This is a genomic window from Leisingera daeponensis DSM 23529 (genome assembly GCF_000473145.1).
In the GTDB taxonomy this organism is placed as follows: domain Bacteria; phylum Pseudomonadota; class Alphaproteobacteria; order Rhodobacterales; family Rhodobacteraceae; genus Leisingera; species Leisingera daeponensis.
In genome coordinates, this window is the sequence record NZ_KI421500.1 from 644,926 (window position 1) to 671,912 (window position 26,987).

Below are 26,987 nucleotides of genomic sequence, written 5' to 3' on the forward strand. Positions count from 1 at the left end.
CGGTGAAGCTGCTCCTCGACACTTGCGTCCTCTACCCGACGGTGATGCGGGAAATGCTCCTGGGCGCGGCGCGCCTGGGCCATTTCACCCCGCTCTGGTCCGCCCGGATCCTGGGCGAATGGGAGCGCGCGGCGCTGAAGCTCGGCCCCGAAGGCGCGGCGCAGGCCAAGGCAGAGACAGCGCTGACCCGCGCGCGCTGGCCCGGGGCCGAAGTCGCCCCCGCCCCGGGGATCGAGGCGCGCCTCTGGCTGCCGGACAGCGCCGACGTTCATGTTCTGGCCGCCGCCATCGCAGGCCACGCCGACGCCATCGTGACGGTCAATACCAAGGACTTCCCCCGCCACACCCTGGCAGAGGAAGGGCTGGAGCGCCTCGGCCCGGATGAGCTGCTCTACCGCTTCTGGCTTGACGACAGCACCGGCATGGACGCGCTCGGTGCGCAAGTGCTGTCTGAGGCCAACCGCCTCTCCGGGGGCAGCTGGGAAATCCGTCCGCTGCTCAAGAAAGCCCGCCTGCCGCGGCTGGCCAAGGCCCTGGCGGGCTGACCGGTGTTTCATCTTTCCTGAAATACTCCGGGGAGTTTGAGGGGCCGGCCCCTCAATCCCGCCCTTGCCGCAGACTCAGCCCCTGGACCATTTCGCTTCCAGCCGCTCCAGCGCGGCGATGCGCTCATCGGTCTTGGGGTGGCTCATCAGCCAGGCCGGTGCCATGCCGGCGCGCGCCTGCGTCAGCTCTTCCAGCTTGGCAAACAGGCTTTTCTGCGGCGCCAGCCCGATCCCCGCCTTGGTCAGCAGCGCCGCGGCATATTCATCCGCTTCGTATTCATCGCCGCGCGACAGCCGCGCCGCCAACAGCGAGGTCAGCGCCCCGGCAATCCAGGGGCCGATAAAGGGGATGTAGCGGCCCAGAATCAGCATCAGCGCCGTGCGCAGCGCATTCTGCCCGGAGAAATCGACCATCCGCTTGCGCGCATGCCCCAGGGCCACATGGCCCAGCTCATGCGCAATCACCGTGGCCAGCTCCTCTGCGCTCACCTCGCCATTCTGGTACTTGCGGTAAAAGCCGCGGGTGATGAAGATCCGCCCGTCCGGCGCCGCCAGCCCGTTGACAGGGTCGACCTCATAGATGTGGACAGGGATACGCGCGATGTTCAGCGCTGCTGCCAGCCGGTCGGTCAGCCGCTTGAGCCGCGGGTCCGCAAGCTCGGTCGAGCGCTGGTCCAGCTCGCGATTGGTGCGCCAGACGGACATCCGGTACATCACAAGGCCATAAATCACGGCCAGCAGAATTGGCATGAGGCGCAGCATGCCTCAGATATGGGCCGAAACCGCGCCGCCAGCAAGAGGCAGCGGCCGCGAAGCCTTGCATCCAGCGCAGGCCGCCATGCAAAATCCGCACTCGCCGCCGCGCGCCGCATCGCTTAAGGGGGCTGGACCCAAGACACCCCAGAACAACGGCATCCGGCACATGGCACCCCTGTCCCAGCTCCGCAACATCGCCGACACAGGCGAGACCCTGCACCGCAGCGGCTGTGCGCCCTACAAGATCGAGAAATACCTGCAGTTCTATGCCAGGAAGCAGGGCATCAATGTAATCGTGCAGGCCACGCCGACCTCGATCTCCTGCCAGTTCCCGGACGAGGACAACCAGTTCATCATCCGCCGCCTGGAACCCGCCCAGATCAACCTCAGCCTGCTGGCGCGCACCATCATCCGCATCAACGCGGTGGAGGATCCGGGGACCGAGGAGCCGGGCCGTTATCCTGCCTGGCTGATCATGCTGGCCAATATCGCCATTCCGCCCGCCTTCCTGACCCTGATCGGCAGCGCGCTGACGACGATTGCGCTGTCGGCGGTGCTGGGTTTGCTGGTCTGGCTCTGCCAGCTGTTCTGCCGCGGCGACCGGGTGATCCTGGTCGAATTCCTCTCGGCGCTGGTCGCGGGGCTGGCGGTCTCGCTGGTCAGCAGCATGGGGGTGGAGGTGCCGGTCTGGGGCACCTGCATCGCTGCCATCGTGCTGTTCGTGCCGGGTCTGTCGATTGCCAACTCCTTGGAATGCCTTGCCTTCAACGACGTGATCTCCGGGTCCAGCCTGTTTGCCCAGTCGATCTTCGTGCTGATGAAACTGTTCATCGGCATTTATATCGGCGTCAGCATCGGCGCGGCGCTGTGGGGGGCAACGCCGCAGGTGAAGAATGTGAACGAAGTCCTGTGGTGGATGCCCTATCTGGCGCTGCCTGCGCTGTCGTTCTCGATCGGCGTGATCTTCAATGCCCGGCTGGTGGATATCGTGCGGGCGCTGCCCGTCACCGTGCTGGGCATGTGGGGGCCGCTCTACCTCGGCTTCGGCAGCGGCTGGATTGTCGGCACCTGGGTCACCGCCATGTGCATCACCCTTTACGGCACCTGGCTTGCCAAGACACTGAACCTCACCGGTGCGATCTACATCGTGCAGGGCATCCTGATCCTGGTCCCCGGCAGCCGGGTGCTGATGAGCGCGACGCAGTCGCTGTTCAATGAAACCCTGATGGCGGACGCCAGCATCGGCCTGTCGGCGCTGCTGATGTTCTCGGCCATCGTGGCGGGGCAGGTGACGGCGCTGGCGCTTTATTCGCAGAAGAACCGCAACCTCGCCAGCTAGGCGCTGCGCTCAGCGGCCGGCAGCTCCCACGTGCTTTCGGGCAGCCGCGCGTCCGAGGCCGAGGGCCAGCCGCTGGCGGTCACCGCATCCTGCAGCGCGGCATAGCAGTCCGGGTCGATGGCGGGGCCGGCCATGCCGTCCATGATGGCATAGGTCTTCTCCAGCGGCATTGCCGCACGGTAGGGGCGTTCGGCGGTCAGCGCGTCAAAGATATCGGCCACTGCCATCACCCGCATCTCCTGCGTCAGCTGGCTGGCATCCATTCCGTACGGATAGCCCTTTCCGTCCAGCCGCTCATGATGCGCCGCGCTCACATCCGCAAGCTCCCGGAAGGCGGCAATCCGGCTCAGCACCTCGTGGCCGAGCACCGGGTGGCGCTTCATCAGGGTAAACTCCTCATCCGTCAGCTTGCCGGGCTTGTCCAGGATGGTGTTGGAAACCCCAAGCTTGCCGATGTCATGGAGCAGTGCCCCGCGCACCATCCAGCGGCGCCGTTCGGGGGAGTAGCCCAGCTGGTCGCAGATCAGCCCGGTGTAGCGCGCCACCCGCTGCGAATGGCCGTGGGTAAAGGGGCTCTTGGCGTCGATCACCAGCGAAAACGCCCGGGCAATCTCATCCAGGTAGTCTTCATCCACGGCATGGATATGCTGCGCCTGCGGGGTGGCAAACACCTCCGCCTCCAGCCCTGGGTCCTGCAGATCCGCCAGGAAGCCGGGGCGGCGGATCACCGCGGTGAAGACCGGCACAAGATCCGGGTCGAACCAGCTGCCTGCGCGGGCTTCCAGCTCCGCCGCAGCGGCCTCGGCGCCCGCACTGGCGGCAAAGACGTCGGCCACCTGAGCCATCAGGGCGATGCGGGCAAACAGCGGGATTGCCGCGCCTTTCAGGCCCTGCGGAAGGCCGCCGCCGTCCCAGTGCTCATCCAGACTGGCGATGCCCTGCGCCACATCCTCGGAGAAGCGCATCTGCCGGGCGATACTGGCACCGCGGTTGCAGCGGGTCTCTATCAGCTCGCCCGCCAGCTGGTCGTTCCTGGCGATCACATGGCCCAGCGTTTTCAGCTTCTTGAGCGGGCTGGCCCCCAGCGCGGTGTTGCGCAGCAAAAACTCGATGCCCTGCCGGGAGCCGCGCACCGTCTTGAAGTTCTGTTTGAAGGACAGATCATCGGTCAGGTACAGCTGGCAGATGCGGGCCGCGTTGGAGCTGCACCCCAGATCCTTCAGCAACAGCGTGAAATAGAGGTCGGAGCGCACCTGCGGCGGAAGCTCTAGCGCCTGCGCGGCCTGCATCCCGATCCAGCAGCAGCGGACGCAATGGCCCTTGGGCTGGCCTTCGGTCAGATCCAGCGCATGGCTCAGCGCGCCCAGCAGCTCCCCCAGCCGCAGAATGCCCTGCGGTGCGGAACCGCCGCCCTGGCCGGGACTGGAGATGGGGGGAATATATGTCATGGGCCTTCGGCAGTGAAAATGCGGAAGGCCCATGACTAAGCGGACAGGATTAACGTGCCCTTACCCGGCGCAGGACAGGGGCGGGGTCTCTGCGCCCGATTTTCCTAAAATGCCGGGGGCCGCCGTTCGGCAGCCCCGCGGTCAGTATGCAGAGGCCGCCGCCTGGCAGCCCCAGGGTCCCGGCCCTAGTTCACGCCCAGCTTGCCTGGGATCTCTATGTTGATCTCCAGGCTCGACAGCTCGTCGCCGCGCTCCATGCGGATGTCGATGGCCTCGTCGCCGATCTGCATGTGGCGGCGGATCACTTCCAGGATTTCGCGCTGCAGCTGCGGCAGGCAGTCGGGGCGGGCGCCGCCGCTGCCGCTGCGCTCATGCGCCAGCAGGATCTGAAGCCGCTCCTTGGCGGTGCTGGCAGAGGCTTTGCGGGGGCGAAGGGAAAATCCGAACATCCGCTTACACCGCCCGGCGGAACAGCCGCTGCAACAGGCCGCGACGGGGGTCCGCGGCAATCCGCATCTCGATCTGCTCGCCGATCAGCCGGCCGACCGCGTCCTCATAGGCCGCCGCCGCCGCCGAGGGGTCATCCAGCACCACCGGCACGCCCAGGTTGGAGGCGCGCAGCACCGCCGGGCTTTCGGGGATGATGCCGAGGAGCGGCACCGCCAGAACCTCCAGCACATCCTCCACCGTCATCATCTCGCCGCTCTCGATGCGGGATTTGTCGTGGCGGGTAATCAGCACCTGGGCCTTCACCGGCTCCGCGCCGGCCTTGCTTGCGCGCTCGGTGATGCTGTTCAGCAGCCCCAGCACCCGGTCGCTGTCGCGGACCGAGGACACTTCGGGGTTGGTGACCACAATCGCCTCATCGGCAAAATGCATCGCCATCTGGGCGCCGCGCTCGATGCCCGCCGGGCTGTCGCAGATGATATAGTCGAATTCCTGGCGCAGCTCGTCCAGAACCCGTTCAACGCCTTCCTTGGTCAGCGCATCTTTGTCGCGGGTCTGCGAGGTCGGCAGCACCGACAGGGTTTCCAGCCGCCGGTCGCGGATCAGCGCCTGCTTCAGCTTGGCGTCGCCCTGGATCACGTTGATGAAGTCGAATACAACCCGGCGTTCGCAGCCCATGATCATGTCCAGGTTGCGCAAGCCGACGTCGAAGTCGATCACGACCGTCTTGTGGCCGCGCCGGGCCAGTTCGGCGCCCACTGCCGCCGAAGTTGTGGTCTTGCCCACTCCGCCCTTGCCCGAGGTGACAACGATCACCCGGCCCAGCGGTTCTTCCAGTTTCAGGTCCTTGCTCATTCGTCCTGCCTCTCTCATTCCAGCCCTTTCAACAGCCTTCATCCCAAGGCTTCCACACACAGCCGCTCGTCCTGCAGGAATACCTGCACCGGGCGGTTCAGCAGCTCGGGCTCCAAATTCTCGCTCGTCCGGTACAGCCCGGCGACCGCCAGCAGCTCGGCGTCCAGGCTCTGGCAAAAGATCCGGGCGGTCTCGTCGCCCTCGGCGCCGGCCATCGCCCGGCCGCGCAGCCGGCCGTACACATGAATGCTGCCGCGCGCGATCAGCTCCGCACCCGAACTCACCGGCCCGACCACCACCAGATCGCCGCCTTCGGCCACCACCGTCTGGCCGGAGCGCACCGGCTGGGTGATCAGCCGGTTTTCCGGCGGCCTGAGTTTCTTGGGGAGTTCGCGGCGGGGACCGGGCTTGGTGCTGCCTTCCATGTTGAGCGGCGCATCCTTGCCGCTGGCAATGGTGATCAGCCCGGCGTCCTCAGCCGCGGATATCTGTTCCGGCGTGGCATTCTGCACCCCGAACACCGCCAGCCCGCGGCTGCGCAAACAATCCGTCAGCGCCCGCAGCTCGGCCGGGCGGGACAGGCCGGGCGCCTGGGCCAGATCCAGTATCAGCGGCGCGCCGTCAAAGAAATGGGGGTTCCAGCGCAGCTGCGCGTCCAGAGCCGCATAGAAGGCCTGGTCCAGCGGCCCGTCCTCCGGGCGCAGCGCAACGGCGGTAAAATACCGCCCGCGAATCTGAAACGGCTTCACGGTGGCGGCAGGAGGACCGCCACGGGGGGATATGTCTTGATGCGGCACGCTCACGCGATGCTCCTGCTCGGGGAATGCGGTTTTGGCCCGCGGCTTCTTTTCCTCTTGCGTACCGTTAGCGGTATGGCCCGTTCAACCAGGACACGGTGGCTTCGGCGGACATGCGCCGGATGCCGCAGGCACCGGCGGATTTCCGCACGCGGACTGCTTCAGGTTGCGCAGAAAACCGTTGCCAGGCCGCGGCGGGGCGGCGGCTACAGCGGCAGCGGCGCAGACTGGCCCGAGGTTTCCAGATCCCAGATCGCGGCCCACTGCCTGTCCTGCCTCTCCAGGATCAAATAGTTCCGCTCCGCCGCATAGCGCCCGGCCTGGCCGGGGATCTTGCGGATGCGGACCGGGTGGCCGGGCAGGGGCGCATCACCCAGCCAGGACAGCATTCCCAAGACCCGCGCCCAGGCCCTGGGCGGCGCCCGGTGGGAAATGCCCGAAGCCACCAGCTGATGCAGCATCTTGCCATCGCCCAGCGGCATCTCGGCGCGCGCGGCCAGGTGGATCTCGCCGGACACGGCAGCGATCTTCTGGCCGTCCAGCGCGGCGATATCGCGCGTCATCCGAAGCATCCGCCGCCACGAGGCCCGATGCGCCCGGCTTTGCCATTGGTCGCGCAGGTCGTCCTCATATTCCTGCATCCGCGGGGTCAGCACCATCAGCAGCTCCAGCAGCGACAGCCGCGGCCCCAGCAGGGGCACGCTGGACAGCAGGAAGGTCTGTCCCGGCGCGGCCCGTTTCACCTCGGCCTTCATCATCCGCCAGCCGCCGCGCGCCATCACCCGGCGGCGGCTGCGTTCCGAACGCAGGTCGGGCGCCAGCAGCCGCAGCCCCGGGGCCTCGATGCGCCAGCCCAAGTGGGTGCCTTCCGGGTCCGCGAACCGCGCGGGCAGGTCGCCGTCGCTGCAGCCGTGCTGAAACAGCAGCGCCGCCTCGCGGGCCATCGCAAACAGCGTCTGGCCCACCGGCGAATAGGTGCTGGAGCGCCGCAAGCTGCCCCATCCGTCGCAGATGTCATGATCGTCCCATTGCATCAGCGAGGGCACGCGGGCCGCGAGCCAAGCCAGCTCCGGCGCGCTGTAGACCGCCAGGTAGCGGCGCAGAAAACCTTCCCGCAGATGCTGGCGCAGGCTGGCCAGATCCTCCCGCGAGGGGTCGCTGGGCAGCTTGTCCGGCCAGCCATTGCTGAGCCGGTGGCCCTCCGTGACCTCATCGGCATAAACCTGGTCGCCGCCATGCAGCAGCAGCGAGAAGGGGCGCTTTTGGTGTTCCTCGCCCATCCGCGCCCACATGGCGTTGCGCTCAGTTCCGTCGCGGTCCAGGTCGCCGTTCTCCTCGCCGTTGCAGGAGGCATAGGCGATCCGCATGTCCCCGCCGAAACCGCCCGCCACTTCATACCGCGTGCCGTCCCATTGGTAGGAGGAGGGCCGGTCCGCAGGCAGCGCGAAGCGCACGCGCAGGACCGAGACGCTTGCGTAATCCGCCAGCCGTTGCGGCTGAAGGGTCATGCCGCCGGCAGAAACAGGCGGCACGGACAGGCCCTTGGGCGCGATAAACAGCGCCGCAAGCTGCATTTGGCCATCGCGCAGATCGTCGAGGATCAGGATGGGGCCGGTGATCGGGGTGCTGCTGCTCATACAGCAACAGGACCTAGGTGCGGCGGCCCGCGCAATCAACCGCTGCGGGGGCGGCGCCAGATTATTTTGTCCGCATGGCGGCTCAATCGCCAGCGGCGCCGTGCAACAGGGGATGGTCAAGAGGTGCCGGGCCGCGCGTAAGCGGGCTGATTTCCTCATTTTTCAGGGGGGTAAATTGGGAGGCCGTCACCGGCAGCCGGAACTGCAATGGCAACGCTGATGGCGGCAATGGGTCCCTGATGCCGCGGCGCCGGCGGTGCGGGAGCGCTTCGTTGGTTGAAGCGATGCTGCCTAGCGGCTCAGTTCCCGCATCCCGCGCTCCAGCCCGTCCAGGGTCATCGGCACCATCCGGTCCTCGAAGATTTCACGGATCATGCCGATCGAATGGGTGTAGTCCCAGTATTTCTCAGGCACCGGGTTGATCCACAGGTTTGCCGCCCAGGCGTCGCGCGCGCGCTGCAGCCAGACCTGGCCCGCTTCCTCGTTCCAGTGCTCATTGGCGCCGCCTGGATACGCGATCTCATAAGGCGACATCGAGGCATCGCCCACGAAAATGCACTTGTAGTCCGGCCCGTAGGTGCGCAGCACCTCATGGGTGGGGATCTTCTCATTCCAGCGCCGCCGGTTGTCGCGCCAGACGCCTTCGTAGAGGCAATTGTGGAAGTAGTAGTATTCCAGATGCTTGAACTCGGCCCGCGCGGCAGAGAACAGCTCCTCCACCACCTGGATATGCGGATCCATCGAGCCGCCCGCGTCGAGAAAAAGCAAGACCTTCACCGCATTGTGCCGCTCGGGCCGGGTCTTCACGTCCAGGTAGCCGTGCTCGGCGGTGGAGCGGATGGTGCCGTCCAGATCCAGCTCCTCTTGCGCGCCCTCGCGAACCCAGCGGCGCAGGCGTTTCAGGGCCACCTTGATGTTGCGGGTGCCCAGCTCGACATCGCCATCGAGGTTCTTGAACTCGCGCTTGTCCCAGACCTTGACCGCACGCTGATGGCGGCTCTTTCCCTGTCCGATACGGACGCCTTCGGGGTTATAGCCATAGGCGCCAAAGGGCGAGGTGCCCGCGGTGCCGATCCATTTATTTCCGCCCTGGTGGCGGCCCTGCTGCTCCTTGAGACGCTCCTTCAGCGTCTCCATCAGCTTGTCGAAGCCGCCAAGCGCCTCGATCTCGGCCTTCTCTTCCGCGCTCAGATGCTTTTCCGCCATCTTGCGCAGCCACTCTTCCGGGATGTCGACGGCTTCCATCACCGCCTCGGCGGGGATTGCCTCCAGCCCCTCGAAGGTGGCGGCAAAGGCGCGGTCGAACTTGTCGATGTTGCGCTCATCTTTCACCATCGCGGCGCGGGCGAGGAAGTAGAAGGCCTCGATGTCGTAGGTGGCCAGCCCCGCCTTCATCCCCTCCAGGAACGTCAGGTACTCGCGCAGGGAGACCGGGATGGACGCCTTGCGCAGGTTTTCAAAGAAGGGCTGGAACATCGCGGCGGCCTCCGGCTCGGGTTATGCCAGCACCCGGTGGGTCACGATGGTTGCCAGCAGGCCGAGAATACCAAAAACGATGGCATAGACAGCCCCGTATTGCAGCATGTCCAGGGTGTTGCCGCCACGTTTGCGGGCCTTAATCGCGCCAATAAGGGCGCCCAGCACCAAGCCGGCAATTACGATCATGTCTCTATCCGTTTCTTTTCTGTCACTGACGGATCAGGGGGCAGAGGGGCGCAGCGCGGCGATTTCCTCCAGCCGCGCCTCGACCACCCAATCCGGGCCAAAGCCGTACCTTGCCCATCCCAGGCTGTCCAGCCTGACCCGTCGGGCCTCGATGCTGCGGCCCTCCAGCTCCAGCGCCTCTGCCTGCAGCATCAGCAGCGTCGACAGCAGCGCCGCGTTCTCATGCGCGGCCGCAGCCTCCGCCGCCGGACCCAGCCGCGCCAGCGCCGCCGCCCCGTTGCCGGTGGCAATCTCATAGGCGGCCAGCTGCACCGTCAGCTTGGCCTGGTGCATCCGGGTGCCGGGCAGGCCCCGCAGGTAGCTCATCGCGGTGTGGAAGTGCTGCAGCGCCAGCTCTGGCTCGCGCACATGCAGCATCCGGCCCAGGGTATAATGGCTCAGGGCGCGGCGGTGGTCCTGCCAGCCCAGGCTGCGGGCGATCTCCGCTGCCCGGTTGGCGGCCCGCAGCCGCTCCCGCAGCGAGGCGCTTGGCCCCAGCGCCTGCTCATAGGCGGTGATCCAGGCCCGCGGCGTTTCCGGCAGCCAGACGGCGGCCTTGCGGGCGCCGCCCGGGTTAAGCCGCGCCAGAACCGCGGGCAGCCGCTCCGCCACGTCTGCCCGGCTCATGCCGGTGCGCAGCTCGGGCGCATAGGTGGCGCGCAGGATCAGCATGTCAAAGCCGGTCAGCACCGCGTGGACGTTGTCGTCGTTGAAGATCGAATCCGGCAGCCGGTACAGGTCATTCAGCGGGCCGAGCGCCTGGGCCAGTTCCTCATGCAGGCAATCGCGCACCTCCTGCGGGCTGACGTCATTGGGGATGAACACCGCCAGTTGCTCGCGGCTGCGCAGCAGCGACCAGTTGGTGCGGGCGGTGCGCCGGCTGCGCCGGTATTCCGCCAGCGAGGACACGTTCGGCACCACGAAACAGGCCGCCTTGGGCAGCGCCCGCCGGATCTCCGCGCGGGAGACCGACTGGACCGTGATGCTGGCACTGTCGCCGGACACCCGGCGGACCGGGATACCGGCCTCGTCCCGCAGCCGCGCCAGCAGCGCGTTGAGGTCGCGGCTGAACCCGGGTGCGGGGCTGCCCGTCACGCGCAGGGTGATCGGGCCTTCGAAGCGGGTGAACTGGGGCAGGGTGCTGCCGCCTTCCAGCCGGAAATGCAGGTCGAGGAAATCGCGCGCGATATCGGCGTTGGAACGCTGCGGCGGCTGCGGCCGCCGGGCGGGGAACACCTTGACCGGCGGCAGCGCGGCCGGGGCCGCCGCCGCCCGGGTCGGCGCCTCCACCCGGGCCGAAGGCACGGCACAGGCGGCCAGCGCCAGCAGTGCCGCCGCCGCGGCAGCACCCCGCAGCAGGCGCAGGCCCAGGCGGCAGGCAGGCAGGTGTGAAACCGGGGCAGCGTCAGCAGGCAATCAGGCGTCTCCTATCAGCCCGGACAGGTCAGCCCGGCTCTTACCCTTCTGATAGGGGAATGCGGCAGCAATTAGAAGGGAAACGGGCGGGCGCCGGAAATGGCGCCCGCCGGGTGGTGCAAGCGGGCGTCAGCGCCGCCCGCGGGCCATGAAGGCGAGGCGCTCGAACAAATGCACGTCCTGTTCGTTCTTCAGAAGCGCCCCATGCAGCTTGGGCAGCGCGTCGGCGCCGCCGCGGGCGATGTCCGCAGGGCTCAGATCCTCGGCCAGCAGCAGTTTCAGCCAGTCGATCACCTCGGAGGTCGACGGCTTCTTCTTCAGCCCCTGGGTTTCGCGGATCTCGTAGAACTGGGTCAGCGCAGCGGTCAGCAGCGCGTCCTTGATGCCGGGGTGATGCACCTCGACGATCTTCTTCATGGTCTCCGCATCCGGGAAGCGGATGTAGTGGAAGAAGCAGCGGCGCAAAAAGGCATCCGGCAGCTCTTTTTCGTTGTTGGAGGTGATGATCATGATCGGGCGGTGCTTCGCCTTGACCATCTCGCCGGTCTCGTAGACGTGGAACTCCATCTTGTCGAGTTCCTGCAGGAGGTCGTTGGGAAATTCGATGTCGGCCTTGTCGATCTCGTCAATCAGCAGAACGACCTTCTCGTCCGCCTCAAACGCCTCCCACAGCTTGCCCTTCCTGATGTAGTTCTTCACGTCGTGCACGCGCTCGTCGCCCAGCTGGCTGTCGCGCAGGCGGCTGACGGCATCGTACTCGTACAGGCCCTGCTGCGCGCGGGTGGTGGACTTCACGTTCCACTCGATCATCCTCAGCCCCAGGGCGTCTGCAACCTGTTTTGCCAGCTCGGTCTTGCCGGTGCCCGGCTCGCCCTTGACCAGCAGCGGCCGCTCCAGTGTCACCGCCGCATTGACCGCAACTTTCAAATCATCGGTTGCGACATATTCTTTAGTGCCCTGAAATTGCATATCTTTCCTGTTCCAGTCATGATGGGGGCCGCAGCGCCCAGTTCTTATCACGGTTTTAACCAAACAGCGCCACTATTGTGTAGTGACATTCCTTCCCGATAGGGATAAACGCTGCGGCAGAGGGGGAGCCACAATGTTCAGGTGCAAATTATGACCAGCATTATGGGGCAGACCGAAGGAGCCGAAATGAAGCAAGAAGTGTTTCTGCCGGACGACTACCGACCGGCCGAAGATGAGCCGTTCATGAACGAACGGCAGCTTGAGTATTTCCGACGCAAGCTATTGAACTGGAAGCAGGAACTTCTGTCCGACAGCCGCGAGACCATTGAAGGTCTGCAGGGCAATACCCGCAACATCCCCGATGTCGCGGACCGTGCCAGCGAAGAAACCGACCGCGCGCTGGAACTGCGCACCCGCGACCGCCAGCGCAAGCTGGTCGCCAAGATCGACTCTGCGCTGCGCCGCATCGACGAGGGCGAATACGGCTATTGCGAGGTGACCGGCGATCCGATTTCGCTGAAGCGTCTGGATGCGCGCCCGATCGCCACCATGAGCCTGGAAGCGCAGGAGCGCCACGAGCGCCGCGAAAAGGTCCACCGCGACGACTGACCGCTGTCTGCAGCGGTCAAACCGACAATTAGTTGACGCCGGGGTCTTTTGCTCCGGCGTTTTTTGTTTCATTGGGAGCGGGCGGAGAATCTGCAGGAGCCCATGGAACTCAAAGGCCTGAAAATAACCGTCATCGGCGCCGGGATCGGCGGGCTGACCGCGGCGCTGGCGCTGCGCCGCCAGGGTGCTGCCGTGACCGTTCTGGAGCAGGCCGAGGCGATTTCCGAAGTTGGCGCCGGCCTGCAGATCACCCCGAACGGCGTTGCAGTGCTGAAGGCGCTGGGGCTGGCCGATGACCTGGCCTGGTGCTCTCAGCGGGCGCGCGCGGTTGTGCTGCGCGGCCACCGCCGCGGCAATGAGGTGCTGCGGCTGGACCTCGATGAATACGCAGCCGGATTGCAGTATTATTTCGTGCACCGCTCGGATCTGGTCGGCATTCTGGCCGGTGCCGCGCGCCGCGAGGGTGTGCAGGTGCGGCTGCTGCAAAAGGTGGAGCGGGTCGAGCCCGGGCCGCAGCCCGTGGTGCATCTTGGCAATGGCGCCCAATGCGGCGGCGACCTGGTGATCGGCGCCGATGGCTTGCACTCGAAAACCCGCGCCGCGCTCAATGGCGCGGATAAGCCGGTCTTTACCGGCCAGGTCGCCTGGCGCGCCACCGTGCCCAATCATCTGAACCTGCCCCCCGAGGCGCAGCTGTTCATGGGGCCGGGGCGGCATCTGGTGGCCTACCCCTTGCGCGATGGCAGCATGGTCAACCTGGTGGCGGTGCAGGAGCGCCGCGCCTGGGCCGAGGAAGGCTGGAACTTGCAGGACGACCCGGCCAATCTGCGCGCTGCCTTCGCAGGCTTCGGCGGCAGTGCCGCCGCGCTGCTGGAGGCGGTGGAGGAGGTGCTGCTGTGGGGCCTGTTCCGGCACCCGGTCGCAGCCCGCTGGCAGGGCGAGAACAGCGCTATCCTTGGGGACGCCGCGCATCCGACGCTGCCGTTTATGGCGCAGGGCGCGAATCTGGCGCTGGAGGATGCCTGGGTGCTGGCCCGCGCGCTGCAAGAGGCCGATAGCGCCGGCGCAGGCCTGGCCCTGTACCAGTCGCGCCGCCTGGAGCGGGCGCGCAAGGTGGTGCAGGCCGCCAGCCGCAACGCCTGGAAATACCACCTGCGGGCGCCGCTCAACTGGCCCGCACATCAGGTGCTGAAACTGGGCGGGCGTTTTGCGCCCGATAAGATGGTCCGCCAGTTCGACTGGATCTACCGCCACGACGTCACCGCCTGAGCGGCGGGGCAGGCGGGGGCCTCCCGCCCGTCGCAGGCTCATTATGGAAATGAGCCGCTCCCGTTGGGCGGGGCGCCGCGCTGGCGCGCGGCGCGGTCCCGGCCTGGATGTCCAGTTCGCCTAGATATCCAGTTCGACCCAGACCGGCACGTGATCGGACGGCTTTTCGCGGCCGCGCACGTCCTTGTCGATCTGGCAGTCCAGCAGCAGGTCGGCGGCCTGCGGCGTCAGCAGGATATGGTCGATGCGGATGCCGTCGTTGCGGTTCCAGGCGCCGGCCTGGTAGTCCCAGAAGGAATAATGCCCCGGCCCTTGATGGCGGGCACGGAACGCTTCGGTGAAGCCCAGGTTGACGATCCGCTGGAACGCGGCGCGGCTTTGCGGGCGGAACAGCGCATCCTCCGCCCAGGCCTCCGGCCGCTTGGCATCCTCGGCCTGCGGGATGATGTTGTAATCGCCCGCCATCAGCGCCGGCATCTCATCGGCCAGCAGCGCCGCGGCGCGGGCCTTCAGCCGCTCCATCCAGGCGAGTTTATAGGCGTATTTGCCGCCCGCCACCGGGCTGCCGTCCGCCTCCAGCTCCACCGGGTTGCCGTTGGGCAGGTAAAGACCGCAGATCCGGATCGCCTGCTTGCCCGTCACGGTGGCCTCGATCCAGCGCGCCTGCTCGTCGCTGTCGTCGCCGGGCAGGCCGCGGCGCACGTCCTCCAACGGCAGTTTCGACAGGATCGCCACCCCGTTGAAACTCTTCTGGCCGTGCGTCTCCACGTTATAGCCGCGCTCCTCGAAGATCTCGCGCGGGAACGCCTCGTCCACCGATTTGATTTCCTGCAGCACCACCACGTCCGGCTGCGCCTCATCCAGCCAATCCGGCAGCGCCTGGGCCCGGGCCTTGATGCCATTGATATTGAAGGTGGCGATTTTCATGACTTGTCTCCGGCCCAGGTTGCGGTATTTGAAGCCGATCTATCGCTGAATCGGCGCCCCGGGGCAAGTCCGGCGCCTGCAGAGCGAATCACCGGCGCGCCGCCGCTTCGGCAGGTTTTGCACCAGTGAAAAATAACCCTCCGGTTGATTATATCTATTTTGCAAAATTGAGCGTGTGAATAACGCGGTGAGTATTCTGTGGATTAATTAATTTAAATTAAATTTCGCAAAAAATAGCGAGCCGAAGTTAAAGTTGCGGTTTTAAATAAATGCAATGAGGGATTGCATTTTATGTTTGCGCTGTGCGCCGGCCGTGCCAGCGTCAAGGGGCCTTTTGTCTCTAACGAATGGGGTTCCAACATGACTGCTCAGCGTAAAACCAAGGACTTCAGCGCAACCCGTCCGGCCGCAGGCGCAAGCCTGTTTGCGGGCGATGCCACAGAGATGTTCTCCTCCGGTTCGGCTCCCGGATGCACTGCGGACCTGGCTGCAGGGGAGGGGGCATCGCTGTTTTCGTCCGGCTCCGCGCCCTCGGCCAGCGGCGGAACCGCAACCGGCGATCTGGTGGAGATGTTCTCCTCAGGGTCGGCGCCGGCGGCGCAAGGTGACACTGCCGCAGGTGATCTGGTGCAGCTGTTTTCCTCAGGATCTGCCCCGCAAGCACAATCAGAAGTTGCCGCAGGCGATCTGACAGAGATGTTTTCTTCCGGGTCCGCCCAGGCGGCGGGTGAAACTGCGTCGGGGGATCTGACGGAAATGTTCTCCTCCGGCTCGGCGCCCGCGGCAACGGCAGAGACCGGCGCAGGCGACGGCACGCATCTGTTCTCCTCCGGGTCCGCACCGGCACCGGCGGCGCGCACCTGCACTGGCGATGCGACCCGGCTGTTCTCTTCGGGCAGCTGACCGGGACGGGGCCGGTCTCCCTCCCGGCCCCTGACCTTGAGCGGCTCCGGTTTCCGGGGCTGCCGCCGCGCCGTACCCATCCGCAAGAGGTTCCCATGGCCCAGATCATCCCGTTTTTCTCTCCTGCCGCCCGCCAGTCCCGGGCCGATGCGCAGGGGGCGCTGGTCACCAGCTTTGCAACCTGCCGGCGCAGCCAGGAGGACGTGTTCTGGCTCAAGGAAAATGCGGAGCTTCTGAACATCCTTGAAAGCACAGGAGCGGATGTGAAAGCAGAGGCCCTGGCGCCCTTGCAGCCGTTTTACGACGGCGCGGCACGCCACATCAGTTTCTTCCGCCAGTACTACCGCTTCATCTTGTCGATTTGCCTGGATCTGGAGGATCTGGGCCTGCCGGGGCAGACCGGGGCGCAGATTGCCGAGTGGGTTTGCGCCCAGGGGCTGGCCGGGGCAGAGCTGTCGGACCTGCAGCGCGCCGAGGCCCGCCGCCTGCTGGCGCGGCGCGGCATTGCCGTGCGGGACGACGGGCTGGACGACCGGCTCCGCAGCTTTATTTCCCGCCCGCAGACCTTTGCCATTCCCAACAAAAAGGCCGCCTACGAGCTGACCCATATCGTGTTCTACCTGTCCGAGTACGGGCGCCGGGATCCGGGGCTGCCGGCGGCTGCCGTGACCAGCCTCGAATTCGCGGGTCTGGTGGCTTTTCTCGATCAGAATGCCGACCTTCTGGCGGAGATCTGCATCGCCATGCGCTATGCCGGGCAGCAGCCGCCAGCCGCCTGGGAGGCTTGGCTCGACGGGCAGGTTTCCGCTTATTTGCTCGCTAAGGATGAATTTTCTGGACTCCACGATGCGTATCACGAGTATTTTGTAACCAACTGGCTCATGCTGATGTCCGGCCGTCCGGCCTTCAGGCAGCCGGTCCCCTTGGGGGCGGTGCATGTGTCGGCGCAGCAGGGAGGGAGCATCTTGAGGAGCCTGTCTGAAGCCGTGTTTGATGCGGGAATGGCGCGGGCCAGCTGGAGCGCGGTGAAAGCGCGCGCCGAGGCGGCGCTCAGCGAGGAGCAGCACCGCATCCTGACCGCGGCAGAACGCAGCTGCGCCGGGTTTGCCGGATTTTTCGAAGGTTTTGCCCGCGCGGGCAGCGCAGGGGCGGCGTGATGCGCGGTTCCCGCAACCAGGCGCTGGCCGGGGCGCTGCTGGTGGTCGCTTATACCGGGCTGATTGCCTCTGCCGACGGGATCACCAAACTGCTTGCGGGCCAATACGCAGCGGCCCAGCTCTATGCGCTGTCCGGGGCCATGGTTGCGGGGCTGTGCCTGTTGGCGGACCGGCTGCCCGCCGTGCGCGGCGGCTTCCGCACCAAGTGCCCGCGGGCGATGGCCCTGCGCTCCGGCGCCACGCTGGTTGCGGCGGTGTGCTTTTTCTATGCCTTCCGGCTGCTGCCCTTTGCCGAGGTGTTTGTGTTCATCGGTCTGATGCCGCTGCTGGCGGGGGCCATGTCCGGGCTGGTGCTGAAGGAGCCGGTGCGCCCGGCGGCCTGGGCGGCGCTTGGCGCTGGATTTGCAGGGGTGCTTTTCCTGTTTCCGGGCGGGGTTGCCTCCGCCACGCCGGGCCATCTCGTTGCTTTGGCCGCGGCGGTCTCCGGCACATTTTCCATGACACTGGCGCGGTTTATCGGCCGTTATGAAAGCAATTCTCTGGCTCAGGTCTTTTATCCCAACCTGACCCTTTGCCTGGTGATGCTGGTGCTGCTGCCCTTTGTCTGGGTCCCGATGCCGCTGGCGGATGCGGGCTGGGCTGCGGCTTATGCTTTCCTGCTGTTCGGGGCGCGCTGGCTATTGGTGGTGGCGCTGCGGCTTCTGGCTTCCTACGCCGTCACGCCGCTGATGAATTTGCAATTCATCTGGATGGCGGTGATCGGCGCGGTGTTCTTTGGTGAGTTCCCGCCCGCTGCCACCTATTTCGGCGGTGCCATCGTCATTGCCTCGGGGCTTTATCTGGTCTGGGACCAGTTCGCCCCCGCGGCGCCGCGGCTGCGCAATCCTGGACGGCTGCAAACCGATCCGTGACCTGGATTGAGGGCGCCCGGCAGTGCCGGAATTTCCGGTAGCTCAGGCTCGGAACACAGGCGTTATGCCGGTCATTTCCCGCGCCGGGAAATGTGCCTGCAAGGCCGGGATCACATTGAGAACGAGGTGCCGCAGCCGCAGCTGGATGTGGCGTTGGGGTTTTCGATGGTGAACCGCGCGCCGATCAGCTCTTCGGTAAAATCAATCACCGCGTTTTCCAGGAACGGCAGCGACACGGCGTCGACCACCACTTTTTCACCCTGTCCCTCAAGGACCAGATCATCGGGTTTCGCCTCGTCCAGGGCGATCTCATACTGGAAACCGGAGCAGCCGCCGCCTTCGACCGCGACTCGCAGCGCCTGGCCCTGATCCGCGGCGCCGATCTCGGCCAGCCGGGCAAAGGCGCGGTCGGTGACTTTCGGGGGCAGGTTCATACGGTCTCTCCAAAGCTGATGTTGCAGCGCAAGTCATTATATAGAAAGGTGCCATCCAGGCAGCAAGATTTGCCAGGGAAAAGATTTGATATGCATGCGCCTTATGCCACGATGCCGGACCGCAGCCGCGGGCGGCAGGTTCCGGAGGAGGAAAGCTCCTTCCGCTCGCCCTTTCAGCGCGACCGCGACCGGATCATCCACGCCAGCGCCTTCCGCAGGCTCAAGCACAAGACGCAGGTGTTTGTCGAGCATGAGGGCGACAACTACCGCACCCGCCTGACGCATTCGATCGAGGTGGGGCAGGTGGGCCGCACCATTGCCGGCGCGCTGGGGCTGAACCAGGAGCTGACCGAGGCGGTGGCGCTGGCGCACGACCTGGGCCACACGCCGTTCGGCCACACCGGCGAGGACGCGCTGCATGCGCTGATGGAACCCTATGGCGGCTTTGACCACAACGCCCAGGCGATCCGCATCGTGACCCGGCTCGAACGGCACTACGCCGAGTTCGACGGCTTGAACCTCACCTGGGAAACCCTTGAGGCGATTGCCAAACACAATGGCCCGGTGGTGGGCGAACTGCCCTGGGCGCTGGCCGAATACAACGCCGAGGTCGATCTGGAACTGCACACCCACGCCAGCGCCGAGGCGCAGGTGGCAGCGCTGTCCGATGACATCGCCTATAACAATCATGATCTGCACGATGCGCTGCGGGCGGAGCTGTTCACCGACGATGACCTGGCCCGGCTGCCGCTGCTGGACAAGGCTTACGGGCAGGTCGACACGCTCTATCCCGGCCTTGACCCGAACCGCCGCCGCCACGAGGCGCTGCGCCGGTTCTTCGGAGTGATGGTGAGCGATGTGATCGACACCGCCCGGCTGCTGCTCGCGGAAAGCGGCGTGCAAAGCGTCGAGGAGGTCCGCGCGCTGGGGCATCCGGTGGTGAAATTCTCCGATCCCCTCTGGCGCGACCTGAAAGAGATCCGGGCCTTTCTGTTCACCCGCATGTACCGGGCGCCCTCGGTGATGGAGAAGCGCGCCAAGGTGGCCAAGGTGGTGGAGGCGCTGTTTCCCTACTTCCTGGACAATCCGCTGGACATGCCGGAGCGCTGGCAGGCCGACATTGCCGCAGCCGGAGACCGCACAGCGCTGGCGCGGATCGTGTCCGACTACATCGCCGGCATGACCGACCGCTTTGCCCTGCAACAGCATGAGCGGCTGATCGGGGTGAAGGTCGAGGTCTGACCACGCCTTGGACAGCTGCGCTTGTGTCCGGCGCCCTGTGCCACGTGCCGTGACGGGCTTGGCCGGCGGACCGCCGGTCCGGTCCGGCAGGTGTTTCGCCAATTGGCCGTAAGCCGTGCTATGATCTGGCCCTATGATGCCGCAAGGCATCGGCGTTATCCGCTGGGGGAAGCAGAACAAGGGGCAAGCCATGGCACGCTGGACCGTCACCTTCACGGACAAGCCGGAAATGGACAAAGTGCGCAGCGACAGGAAGCGGCGCGAGGCGCATATCGCCTTTGTGCGGTCGCGGCCCGAACTGCAGATCGGCGGCGCGCTGGCGATGCGGCCGATGCAGGACTTTCCCGGAGCGATCTGGAACGTGGAGGCCGAAACCCGCCAGGATGTGGAGCGGCTGATCCTGCAGGACCCGTATTATGTCGCCTCCCTGCGCCGCTACACGATCACGGAATGGGGCACCGCCTCAGCCGTGCAGAACATCCTGTCCTGATCCGCAGGCAGCCAAGCCGGACGGCGCGCCGCGGCAGCGGCGCATTTTCCCGGTGCGGGAAATTGGCCGGAAAATATGAATTTTCCGGTGCCGCCCGCCTGAGGCCCGGGGCTTCCCCTGCAATCCTGTTGACCCTTCCTGCGGCCCCCGGTATCCGCAGTGCTGAACAGTTGGGACGCCAGATATGAACCTCTTTACCGATATCCGCTCGCTCGTGATCGACAGCCTGACCGCCATGACCGGCGAGGGCGCGCTGCCCGAGGGGCTCGATTTTGCCAATGTCGCGGTGGAGCCGCCGCGCGACGCCGCCCATGGCGACATGGCGACCAATGCGGCGATGGTGCTGGCCAAGCCCGCAAAGATGAAGCCGCGCGACATCGCCGAGGCGCTGGCCGCCAAGCTGGCAGCGGACGAGCGGATCACCAGCGCCGAGGTCGCAGGCCCCGGCTTCCTGAACCTGCGGCTGGCGCCGGGCATCTGGCAAGGGGTGCTGAAATCGGTCCTGGACGCAGGCACGGATTTCGGCCGCTCCGGCATCGGCGCGGGCAAGCGCGTGAACGTGGAATATGTCTCCGCCAACCCGACCGGTCCGCTGCACGTGGGCCATACCCGCGGCGCGGTGTTCGGCGATGCGCTGGCGGCACTGCTGGCCTATGCCGGCTATGACGTCACCCGCGAGTATTACATCAACGACGGCGGCGGCCAGGTCGATGTTCTGGCGCGCTCTGTCTACCTGCGCTACCTGGAGGCGCACGGACAGGACATCGCCTTTGCCGACGGCACCTATCCCGGCGATTACCTGGTCCCGGTCGGCCAGGCGCTGAAGGACAAGGCGGGCGATGCCTATCTCGATCAGCCCGAAGAAGTCTGGCTGGCGGAGGTCCGTGAATTTGCCACCGATGCGATGATGGCGCTGATCCGCGAGGATCTGGCCCAGCTCGGCATCGAAATGGATGTGTTCTACTCCGAGAAATCCCTCTACGGCACCGGCAAGATCGAGGCCGCGCTGAAGGCGCTGGAGTCCAAGGGGCTGATCTATCAGGGGGTGCTGGAGCCGCCGAAGGGCAAGAAACCCGACGACTGGGAACCGCGCGAGCAGACCCTGTTCAAATCCACCGATCACGGCGACGACGTTGACCGGGCGGTGAAGAAATCGGACGGCACCTGGACCTATTTCGCGCCCGACATCGCCTATCACTACGACAAGGTGGAGCGCGGCTTTGACGAGCTGATCGACGTTTTCGGCGCCGATCACGGCGGTTATGTCAAACGGATGAAGGCTGCAGTATCGGCGCTCTCCGATGGCAAGGTGCCGCTGGATATCAAGCTGTGCCAGCTGGTGAAGCTGTATAAGGACGGCCAGGAATTCAAGATGTCCAAGCGGGCAGGGACCTTTGTCACCCTGCGCGATGTGGTCGATGCTGTCGGCCCGGACGTCACCCGCTTCATGCTGCTGACCCGCAAGAACGATCAGGGCTTCGATTTCGACCTCGACAAGGCGCTGGAGCAGTCCAAGGACAACCCGGTGTTCTACGTGCAATACGCCAACGCGCGGATCTGCTCGACCCTGCGCAAGGCAGAGGAGCAGGGGATTGCGGCGGATGATGCGGCGCTCAACGCCGCCGATCTCAGCCTGGTGTCCGACCCGGCGCAGCTGGCGGTGGCCAAGAAGCTGGCCGAATGGCCGCGCCTGGTGGAAGTCGCGGCCCGCACCCATGAGCCGCACCGGGTGGCCTTCTATCTCTACGATCTGGCCTCGGAGCTGCACGGGCTGTACCACATGGGAAAATCGCAAGAGGGTTTACGATTTGTTAACGAGAGCAGCCAATCGGCAACACATGCGAATTTGGCCCTGGCCAAAGCCGTTTCCGTTGTCATTTCGGCTGGTCTTGGTATTCTTGGCGTGAAACCGGCAGAAGAGATGCGATAACCAAAACGGGGCGTCGGCCCCAGCGGTTAAAATTGCACACCCGCCGGAGTGAGGCAGTTCAAGAGACTTGGGGCGCGGCGCCGATTCGGCGCTGCAAATCCGGGCAGTGAGGCGGAAAATGGCGTATTTTGCGCAGGCGGGCCAGGGCCACGCCTATATTCAGGGCGGTGTTCAAAGGCAGGACACCGCAACTGGCGGGGCCTACGGGCAGCAGTACTCCGATCAGCATTACACCGGTCCGGGCGCGGAGCCGGCATACGGTTACGAGGATCCCGCCTACGGCTATCAGCCTGACGGACAGAGCTATGACGCGCAGGAATATGCCGCTTACGCCGCGCCTGCCGGGCTGCGGACGCGATTCTCCCGCACCCTCAGCCTGCTGGGCGCCGCCGCCTCCGTTGCGCTGGTCGCGGGGGTTGGCGTCTGGGGCTACAAGCTGGTGATGCGCGATGTCAGCGGCGTGCCGGTGGTGCGCGCGGCCGAGGGGCCGATGCGCGAACAGCCCGTGAATCCGGGCGGCTCCCAGGCGGATCACCAGGGGCTGGCGGTGAATGCGGTTGCCGCCAGCGGTAGCGCCGAGGCGCCGGCCGACCGTCTGACCCTGGCACCGCCCGCAATCCGGCTGACAGACGACGACAAGCCGCTGCCGCAGCTGGCCGCGGAAACCGCCCCGGCGGAGCTGCCGGCCGTTCCGGCAGAACCTGTGGCGGCTGAAGCCCCCGGTGTCAGCGAGGACGCGGTGGCCTCTTTCCAGAACGGCGACATCGACGCGCTGGTCGCAGAACTCGCCCGCGAGGCGGAAACGCTGTCGGCTGCGGTGCCCGCTTCGGCGCAGGCGCCCGCCATCGTGCAGCCGGAACCGCTGCAGCCAGGCTTGGCCGCGGCAGCGCCGTCTCCCGCCGTCCTGAATGCGCCCGGCGTCAAGCACTCGCTGCGGCCCTCCGCCCGGCCCGCACGGTTCAGCCCCGCACCGGCCGCAGCCGCACCGGCAGCCCCTGCCGCTGCCGTCGAAGTCGACCCGGCCACCCTCCCGGCCGGCACACGGCTGGCGCAGCTGGGCGCCTATGAAAGCCCGGAAGTCGCGCGCGCCGAATGGGACCGGATCCATGCCCGCTTTGCCGATTACCTGGAAGGCAAGCAGCGGGTGATCCAGCGCGCCGAAAGCGGCGGCCGCACCTTCTACCGCCTGCGGGCGATGGGCTTTGCCGGACTGTCGGATGCCCGCCGCTTCTGCTCGGCGCTGGTGGCTGGCAATGCCGACTGCATTCCGGTAACCACACGGTAACGAACCGCCTGGCCGCGAGGCCGGGCAGCGCCCGTCCCGCCCCCAGGGCGGGCGCTATGCACCCACCCCGGGCCGGGCGCTGCTCTCCCGGACCCAAGGGGGCCATAGGGCACACTCATGACTTTTGGAGCCACCATCCTCGACGCCGACGGCCTGCGCCTGAGCGCAGATGAAAAGGCGTTCTTCCGCGACGCCGATCCCTTCGGCTTCATCCTGTTTGCCCGCAACATCGAAAGCGCCGATCAGGTCCGCGCCCTGTGCGGCGATTTCCGCGAGGCGGTGGGCCGGGACTGTCCCATAACCATCGACCAGGAGGGCGGCCGGGTGCAGCGTCTGCGCGAGCCGCTGGGGCGCAACTGGCTGCCGCCGCTGGAGCATGTCGTGCGGGCGGGCGCCGGCGCCGAACGCGCCATGTACCTGCGCTATCGGCTGATCGCGCATGAGTTGCACGGCCTCGGCATCGACAGCAATTGCGCCCCGATTGCCGACGTGGCCTGCGCGGACACCCACGAGTTCCTGAAGAACCGCTGTTACGGCGAAGACACCCGGTCGGTTGCCGCCATCGGCTGCGCGGTGGCGCAGGGCCATCTGGACGGCGGCGTGCTGCCGGTGCTGAAACACATCCCCGGCCACGGCCGCGCCACCGCCGACAGCCATCTGGACCTGCCGCATGTGGCCAGCGATCCGGAGACACTGGAGCAAAGCGATTTTGCCGCCTTCAAAGCGCTGAATGACCTGCCGCTGGGGATGACCGCGCATCTGGTCTATGACGCCTATGACAGCCGCCCGGCCACCACCTCGCCGGTGATGATGCAGCTGATCCGCGAGCAGATCGGCTTCGACGGGCTGATCATGACCGACGACATCTCCATGAAGGCGCTCAAGGGCGCGCTGACCGGCATCACCCGGGACTCCCTTGCCGCGGGCTGCGACGTGGTCCTGCTGTGCAATGCGCCGCTGGCGGACCGGATCGCCGTCGCAGAGGCCGCAGGAAGTATGACAGCGGCAGCGCAAACCCGCGCAGACCGTGCGCTGGCAGCCCGCAAACCCCCTGCGGATCTTGACATTCAGGCCGCCGAAGACGAACTTGCCGCCCTCATGGGCGGGCAGGTGTATGGCTGAGCAGACACTCTTTTCAGACGCGGACAGATCGGTAGAGGAACGGCTGGCGGCCGAGGCCCTGATCGTGGACGTGGACGGATTCGAAGGCCCGCTGGACCTGCTCTTGACGCTGTCGCGCACCCAGAAGGTGGACCTGCGCAAGATCTCCGTGCTGGAGCTGGCGCGGCAGTATCTGACCTTCGTCGAGAAGGCCAAGGAGCTGCGGATCGAACTGGCGGCCGATTATCTGGTGATGGCGGCCTGGCTCGCCTTTCTGAAATCCCGCCTGTTGCTGCCGCCGGACCCGGAGGAAGAGGGGCCATCGGGCGAGGAACTGGCCGCCCACCTGGCGTTCCAGCTGGAGCGTTTGCAGGCGATGCGCGACGCCGCTGCCCGGCTGATGGGCCGCGACCGGCTGGGCCGCGACTTCTTCGGGCGCGGGGAGGAAGAGACCGTCGCCCGGATCAAGACCGTCACCTATACCGCCAACCTCCTGGATCTGATGCAAGCCTATGCCCGCATCCGCACCAAGGAGGATTTCCGCCCCTTCGTGATGGACCGCGACTCGGTTTTCACCATGGAGGAAGCGCTGGACCGGATGCGCCACCTGCTGGGCTTTACCGGCGATTGGACCGACCTGATCAGCTATCTGCCGGACGGCTGGCACAGCGATCCGGTCAAGCGGCGGTCGGCCACCGCGGCGACCTTTGCCGCGTCGCTGCAACTGGTCAAGGAAGGCAAGGCAGAGCTGCGCCAGAGCGAAACATTTGCGCCGATCCAGCTGCGCAGCCTGAACGAGGATAGCTGATGGAAGACCAGATCATGGACGGTCAGAGCCAGGGCGCTCCCGTCCGCGAAGACACAGATTCGCTGTTCGACGCGCCGCCGATGGCGGAGCAGGAGCGGATGGTGGAAGCGGTGCTGTTTGCCAGCGCCGAACCTGTCACTCTGCGCGACCTCGAAAGCCGCATGCCGCATGGCTGCAACCCGCGCGAGGCGGTGGAGCATCTGCGCAAGCGCTATGAGGGCCGCGGCGTGCGGGTGGTGCGTCTGGGCGATGCCTGGGCGATCCGCACCGCACCGGACCTGGGTTTCCTGATGCAGAAGGAAACCACCGAGCTGCGCAAGCTCAGCCGTGCCGCGATCGAGACCCTGGCGATTGTCGCCTACCACCAGCCGGTGACCCGCACCGAGATCGAAGAGATCCGCGGTGTGTCGGTGTCGCGCGGCACCATCGACCAGCTGATGGAGATGGACTGGATCCGCCTCGGCCGCCGCCGGATGACACCGGGCCGCCCGGTGACATTCGTGGTGACGCCGGACTTCCTCGACCACTTCGGCCTGGAAAGCGCCCGCGACCTGCCGGGCCTGAAGGAGCTGCGCGCCGCGGGCCTGCTGGAAAACCGCCCGCCGCCGGGCAGCCTGCCGCTGGGCCAGAGCGGCGACGAGGACGACGAGCCGGAAGAACAGGCGGAACTGTTCGAGGAGTGACGCCTGCGCGGCTCAGTACGCCCGGAAATTGCCGCATTGCGCCTTTATGGTGGCGGGCAGGCGAATGCGGAGGGCTGAGCTAATGAGTGCGAACTGGATCATCCGCATGGTATTGCGCCGCCTGATCGGGCGCGCGGTGAATGCCGGACTGCGCCGCGCGGCGCAACACGGCGCGCAGCGCCTGGGCAAGAGCAAGGGACCGGCACCGGGGTTCGGTCCGGGCCCCAGCCCCCGGCGCAAGCTGCGCAATGCCGCGTCGCGCATCCCCAAGGTCAAGTAGAGGAACCGGCAGGCAGTGTGCCGTGCCTGCGGAATGTGCCCACCGGATTAGGCTGAGGGCAGTGCCATAAACAGATACTACCCCGGGACGTCCTGGCGTTGGAAACGGAATGCGTCAGCTGGGAAGTCGAATTCCCGCGCGACAGCGTTCAAGTCACGCTGCCTTTCATAGATCGGCACAAAGTCGTGCACGGGTTCAAAAGTGGGCACGTTTTTCAGTTCCGGCAGTTCATTGTTTGCCCAGACCGGGACGTTGTTGAGATCCAGTCCTTCCCAACTTGCCATCAGCCCAAGATCGGCCTTAGTTAGGGGGGTAGTAGCGGAAAGGTGCTTGCTAAGACTTTCGGCATTGGCCTCAATGCTGGATAGGCTGGCGAACACCTGACCGTTCTCGGTTACATCCAGCACGATGCCATCGGAAGTCTTGAGCGTGCGCGCGACTGCGGCGAACTTGGCAAGTGCAAACGTAAGCTGTTCCGGATCTTCAAGATTGGCTACAGCCTGAGGGACCGTCTTGGTCACGACGTTGGAAACCGAGTTGCACACAAGGTTGCCCGAAATCTCTGTGCACTCCTGGCTCTGAACTACGCTGCGCTCAACTGTCCATGAAGGTCCAAACGTCCTGACTGCCCAGTACATGAGTTTTGCGCGCCAGTCCTCCACACCATTGGCGCGCATGCCGTAGTAGAAGTTCCGATGAGTATCGTGGGCAGTGCGCGTTTGTACCTGGGTATAGTAGTCGTGAATGACAGAGGCTTTCAGGTAACGGCCTGTAAACGGGCCGCCGATGAAGGACCAGAATGCCGGTGGGATAGAAGCGCCGTTTACTTCTGCGCCGGCTGGAGTCGTCCACCTGAGGCCATTGGGGTCATCGAAATGAAAGTCTGTTCCGAGTTTGAAGACGGTCCACGGCTCGGCGCTGTGGAACTCGCCCTTTGGCCCTTCGGTAAAAAGACCGAAGAACTCCTGCGAAAAAGCAGGTTGAGGCAGGGCCAGGAATAGGGCTGCTACAAAACGTATCTTACGATTCTTCATCACCTTTTCCT

Annotated in this window: 28 protein-coding genes; 15 read left to right on the forward strand and 13 right to left on the reverse strand. The window is 65.8% G+C overall.

The genetic code is table 11. The features are described from left to right. The first annotated feature begins 2 nt into the window (after positions 1–2). The gene (locus DAEP_RS0103520) at positions 3–545 is read left to right on the forward strand and encodes an RSP_2648 family PIN domain-containing protein (protein WP_027243697.1); all 543 of its coding nucleotides are present in this window, start codon (positions 3–5) and stop codon (positions 543–545) included. Between the two features lie 75 nt (positions 546–620). Here DAEP_RS0103520 and DAEP_RS0103525 read toward each other — a convergent pair whose 3' ends face one another. Next, complete coding sequence (locus DAEP_RS0103525; protein WP_027243698.1) at positions 621–1,307, reverse strand: M48 family metallopeptidase; 687 nt, start codon at positions 1,305–1,307, stop codon at positions 621–623. Between the two features lie 160 nt (positions 1,308–1,467). On the opposite strand from DAEP_RS0103525, the gene DAEP_RS0103530 reads away from it, so the two are divergent. Continuing rightward, the gene (locus DAEP_RS0103530; RefSeq protein ID WP_027243699.1) at positions 1,468–2,640 is read left to right on the forward strand and encodes a threonine/serine exporter family protein; all 1,173 of its coding nucleotides are present in this window, start codon (positions 1,468–1,470) and stop codon (positions 2,638–2,640) included. Here DAEP_RS0103530 and DAEP_RS0103535 read toward each other — a convergent pair. From DAEP_RS0103535 to DAEP_RS0103575, 9 genes are all read right to left on the reverse strand, one after another. Next, positions 2,637–4,088 carry an HD-GYP domain-containing protein gene (locus DAEP_RS0103535; RefSeq protein ID WP_027243700.1) on the reverse strand — a complete coding sequence of 484 codons (1,452 nt, stop codon included), beginning with the start codon at positions 4,086–4,088 and terminating at the stop codon, positions 2,637–2,639. The genes DAEP_RS0103530 and DAEP_RS0103535 overlap by 4 nt on opposite strands. A 185-nt stretch (positions 4,089–4,273) precedes the next feature. Beyond that, the gene (minE, locus tag DAEP_RS0103540) at positions 4,274–4,537 is read right to left on the reverse strand and encodes a cell division topological specificity factor MinE (RefSeq protein WP_008556087.1); all 264 of its coding nucleotides are present in this window, start codon (positions 4,535–4,537) and stop codon (positions 4,274–4,276) included. 4 nt (positions 4,538–4,541) lie between these two features. Then, positions 4,542–5,390, reverse strand: a complete 849-nt coding sequence (gene minD, locus DAEP_RS0103545; protein WP_008555794.1) for a septum site-determining protein MinD — start codon at positions 5,388–5,390, stop codon at positions 4,542–4,544. 38 nt (positions 5,391–5,428) lie between these two features. Beyond that, positions 5,429–6,193 (reverse strand): septum site-determining protein MinC, encoded by a 765-nt coding sequence (gene minC, locus DAEP_RS0103550; RefSeq protein ID WP_008554883.1) that lies wholly within the window; start codon positions 6,191–6,193, stop codon positions 5,429–5,431. Between the two features lie 200 nt (positions 6,194–6,393). Then, the gene (locus DAEP_RS0103555; protein ID WP_027243703.1) at positions 6,394–7,824 is read right to left on the reverse strand and encodes an alkaline phosphatase D family protein; all 1,431 of its coding nucleotides are present in this window, start codon (positions 7,822–7,824) and stop codon (positions 6,394–6,396) included. A 291-nt stretch (positions 7,825–8,115) separates the two neighbouring features. Then, entirely contained in the window at positions 8,116–9,300 is a 1,185-nt protein-coding gene (locus DAEP_RS0103560) for a vWA domain-containing protein (RefSeq protein WP_027243704.1), read from the reverse strand. A 21-nt stretch (positions 9,301–9,321) separates the two neighbouring features. After that, complete coding sequence (locus DAEP_RS24175; protein WP_008554770.1) at positions 9,322–9,489, reverse strand: hypothetical protein; 168 nt, start codon at positions 9,487–9,489, stop codon at positions 9,322–9,324. A gap of 33 nt (positions 9,490–9,522) precedes the next feature. After that, a complete protein-coding gene (locus DAEP_RS0103570; RefSeq protein ID WP_084204393.1) occupies positions 9,523–10,944 on the reverse strand; it encodes a DUF2927 domain-containing protein in 1,422 nt (473 codons plus the stop codon). Positions 10,945–11,073: 129 nt separating this feature from the next. Then, a complete protein-coding gene (locus DAEP_RS0103575; RefSeq protein WP_008557056.1) occupies positions 11,074–11,913 on the reverse strand; it encodes an AAA family ATPase in 840 nt (279 codons plus the stop codon). 186 nt (positions 11,914–12,099) lie between these two features. Here DAEP_RS0103575 and dksA point away from each other — a divergent pair, with 186 nt between their 5' ends. Both dksA and DAEP_RS0103585 read left to right on the forward strand, forming a co-directional pair. Further along, positions 12,100–12,522, forward strand: a complete 423-nt coding sequence (gene dksA, locus DAEP_RS0103580) for an RNA polymerase-binding protein DksA (RefSeq protein ID WP_027243706.1) — start codon at positions 12,100–12,102, stop codon at positions 12,520–12,522. A gap of 102 nt (positions 12,523–12,624) precedes the next feature. Continuing rightward, the gene (locus DAEP_RS0103585; RefSeq protein WP_027243707.1) at positions 12,625–13,791 is read left to right on the forward strand and encodes an FAD-dependent monooxygenase; all 1,167 of its coding nucleotides are present in this window, start codon (positions 12,625–12,627) and stop codon (positions 13,789–13,791) included. Positions 13,792–13,911: 120 nt separating this feature from the next. On the opposite strand, the gene xth is transcribed toward DAEP_RS0103585, so the two are convergent. Further along, on the reverse strand, positions 13,912–14,718 hold the full coding sequence (gene xth, locus DAEP_RS0103590) for an exodeoxyribonuclease III (RefSeq protein WP_027243708.1): 807 nt from the start codon (positions 14,716–14,718) through the stop codon (positions 13,912–13,914). A 360-nt stretch (positions 14,719–15,078) separates the two neighbouring features. On the opposite strand from xth, the gene DAEP_RS0103595 reads away from it, so the two are divergent. The 3 genes from DAEP_RS0103595 (at position 15,079) to DAEP_RS0103605 (ending at position 17,689) form a co-directional block, all read left to right on the forward strand. After that, positions 15,079–15,621 carry a DUF6749 family protein gene (locus DAEP_RS0103595; protein WP_027243709.1) on the forward strand — a complete coding sequence of 181 codons (543 nt, stop codon included), beginning with the start codon at positions 15,079–15,081 and terminating at the stop codon, positions 15,619–15,621. A gap of 95 nt (positions 15,622–15,716) precedes the next feature. Then, positions 15,717–16,778: a DUF6902 family protein gene (locus DAEP_RS0103600; protein ID WP_027243710.1), complete on the forward strand. Its 1,062-nt coding sequence runs from the start codon at positions 15,717–15,719 to the stop codon at positions 16,776–16,778. Continuing rightward, the gene (locus DAEP_RS0103605; protein ID WP_027243711.1) at positions 16,778–17,689 is read left to right on the forward strand and encodes a DMT family transporter; all 912 of its coding nucleotides are present in this window, start codon (positions 16,778–16,780) and stop codon (positions 17,687–17,689) included. Before DAEP_RS0103600 ends, DAEP_RS0103605 begins: the two co-directional genes overlap by 1 nt. 110 nt (positions 17,690–17,799) lie before the next feature. On the opposite strand, the gene DAEP_RS0103610 is transcribed toward DAEP_RS0103605, so the two are convergent. Beyond that, on the reverse strand, positions 17,800–18,123 hold the full coding sequence (locus DAEP_RS0103610; protein WP_008558117.1) for a HesB/IscA family protein: 324 nt from the start codon (positions 18,121–18,123) through the stop codon (positions 17,800–17,802). A 90-nt stretch (positions 18,124–18,213) separates the two neighbouring features. Here DAEP_RS0103610 and DAEP_RS0103615 point away from each other — a divergent pair, with 90 nt between their 5' ends. From DAEP_RS0103615 to DAEP_RS0103650, 8 genes are all read left to right on the forward strand, one after another. Next, positions 18,214–19,365, forward strand: a complete 1,152-nt coding sequence (locus DAEP_RS0103615) for a deoxyguanosinetriphosphate triphosphohydrolase (protein ID WP_027243712.1) — start codon at positions 18,214–18,216, stop codon at positions 19,363–19,365. Positions 19,366–19,555: 190 nt separating this feature from the next. Then, complete coding sequence (locus DAEP_RS0103620) at positions 19,556–19,855, forward strand: YciI family protein (RefSeq protein ID WP_027243713.1); 300 nt, start codon at positions 19,556–19,558, stop codon at positions 19,853–19,855. A 184-nt stretch (positions 19,856–20,039) separates the two neighbouring features. Then, positions 20,040–21,785, forward strand: a complete 1,746-nt coding sequence (gene argS / locus DAEP_RS0103625) for an arginine--tRNA ligase (RefSeq protein WP_027243714.1) — start codon at positions 20,040–20,042, stop codon at positions 21,783–21,785. Positions 21,786–21,903: 118 nt separating this feature from the next. Then, complete coding sequence (locus tag DAEP_RS0103630) at positions 21,904–23,070, forward strand: SPOR domain-containing protein (protein WP_027243715.1); 1,167 nt, start codon at positions 21,904–21,906, stop codon at positions 23,068–23,070. A 117-nt stretch (positions 23,071–23,187) separates the two neighbouring features. Further along, positions 23,188–24,192, forward strand: coding sequence for a beta-N-acetylhexosaminidase (gene nagZ, locus DAEP_RS0103635; protein ID WP_027243716.1), 1,005 nt, complete (start codon positions 23,188–23,190; stop codon positions 24,190–24,192). After that, positions 24,185–24,979, forward strand: coding sequence for a segregation and condensation protein A (locus DAEP_RS0103640; protein WP_008556822.1), 795 nt, complete (start codon positions 24,185–24,187; stop codon positions 24,977–24,979). The genes nagZ and DAEP_RS0103640 overlap by 8 nt, the downstream gene beginning before the upstream one ends. Beyond that, positions 24,979–25,662 carry an SMC-Scp complex subunit ScpB gene (gene scpB, locus DAEP_RS0103645; protein WP_008555369.1) on the forward strand — a complete coding sequence of 228 codons (684 nt, stop codon included), beginning with the start codon at positions 24,979–24,981 and terminating at the stop codon, positions 25,660–25,662. The genes DAEP_RS0103640 and scpB overlap by 1 nt, the downstream gene beginning before the upstream one ends. Before the next feature lie 82 nt (positions 25,663–25,744). Continuing rightward, positions 25,745–25,942, forward strand: a complete 198-nt coding sequence (locus DAEP_RS0103650) for a hypothetical protein (protein WP_027243718.1) — start codon at positions 25,745–25,747, stop codon at positions 25,940–25,942. A gap of 77 nt (positions 25,943–26,019) precedes the next feature. On the opposite strand, the gene DAEP_RS22405 is transcribed toward DAEP_RS0103650, so the two are convergent. Then, entirely contained in the window at positions 26,020–26,976 is a 957-nt protein-coding gene (locus DAEP_RS22405) for a DUF1353 domain-containing protein (protein WP_051337311.1), read from the reverse strand. Positions 26,977–26,987 lie beyond the last annotated feature (11 nt).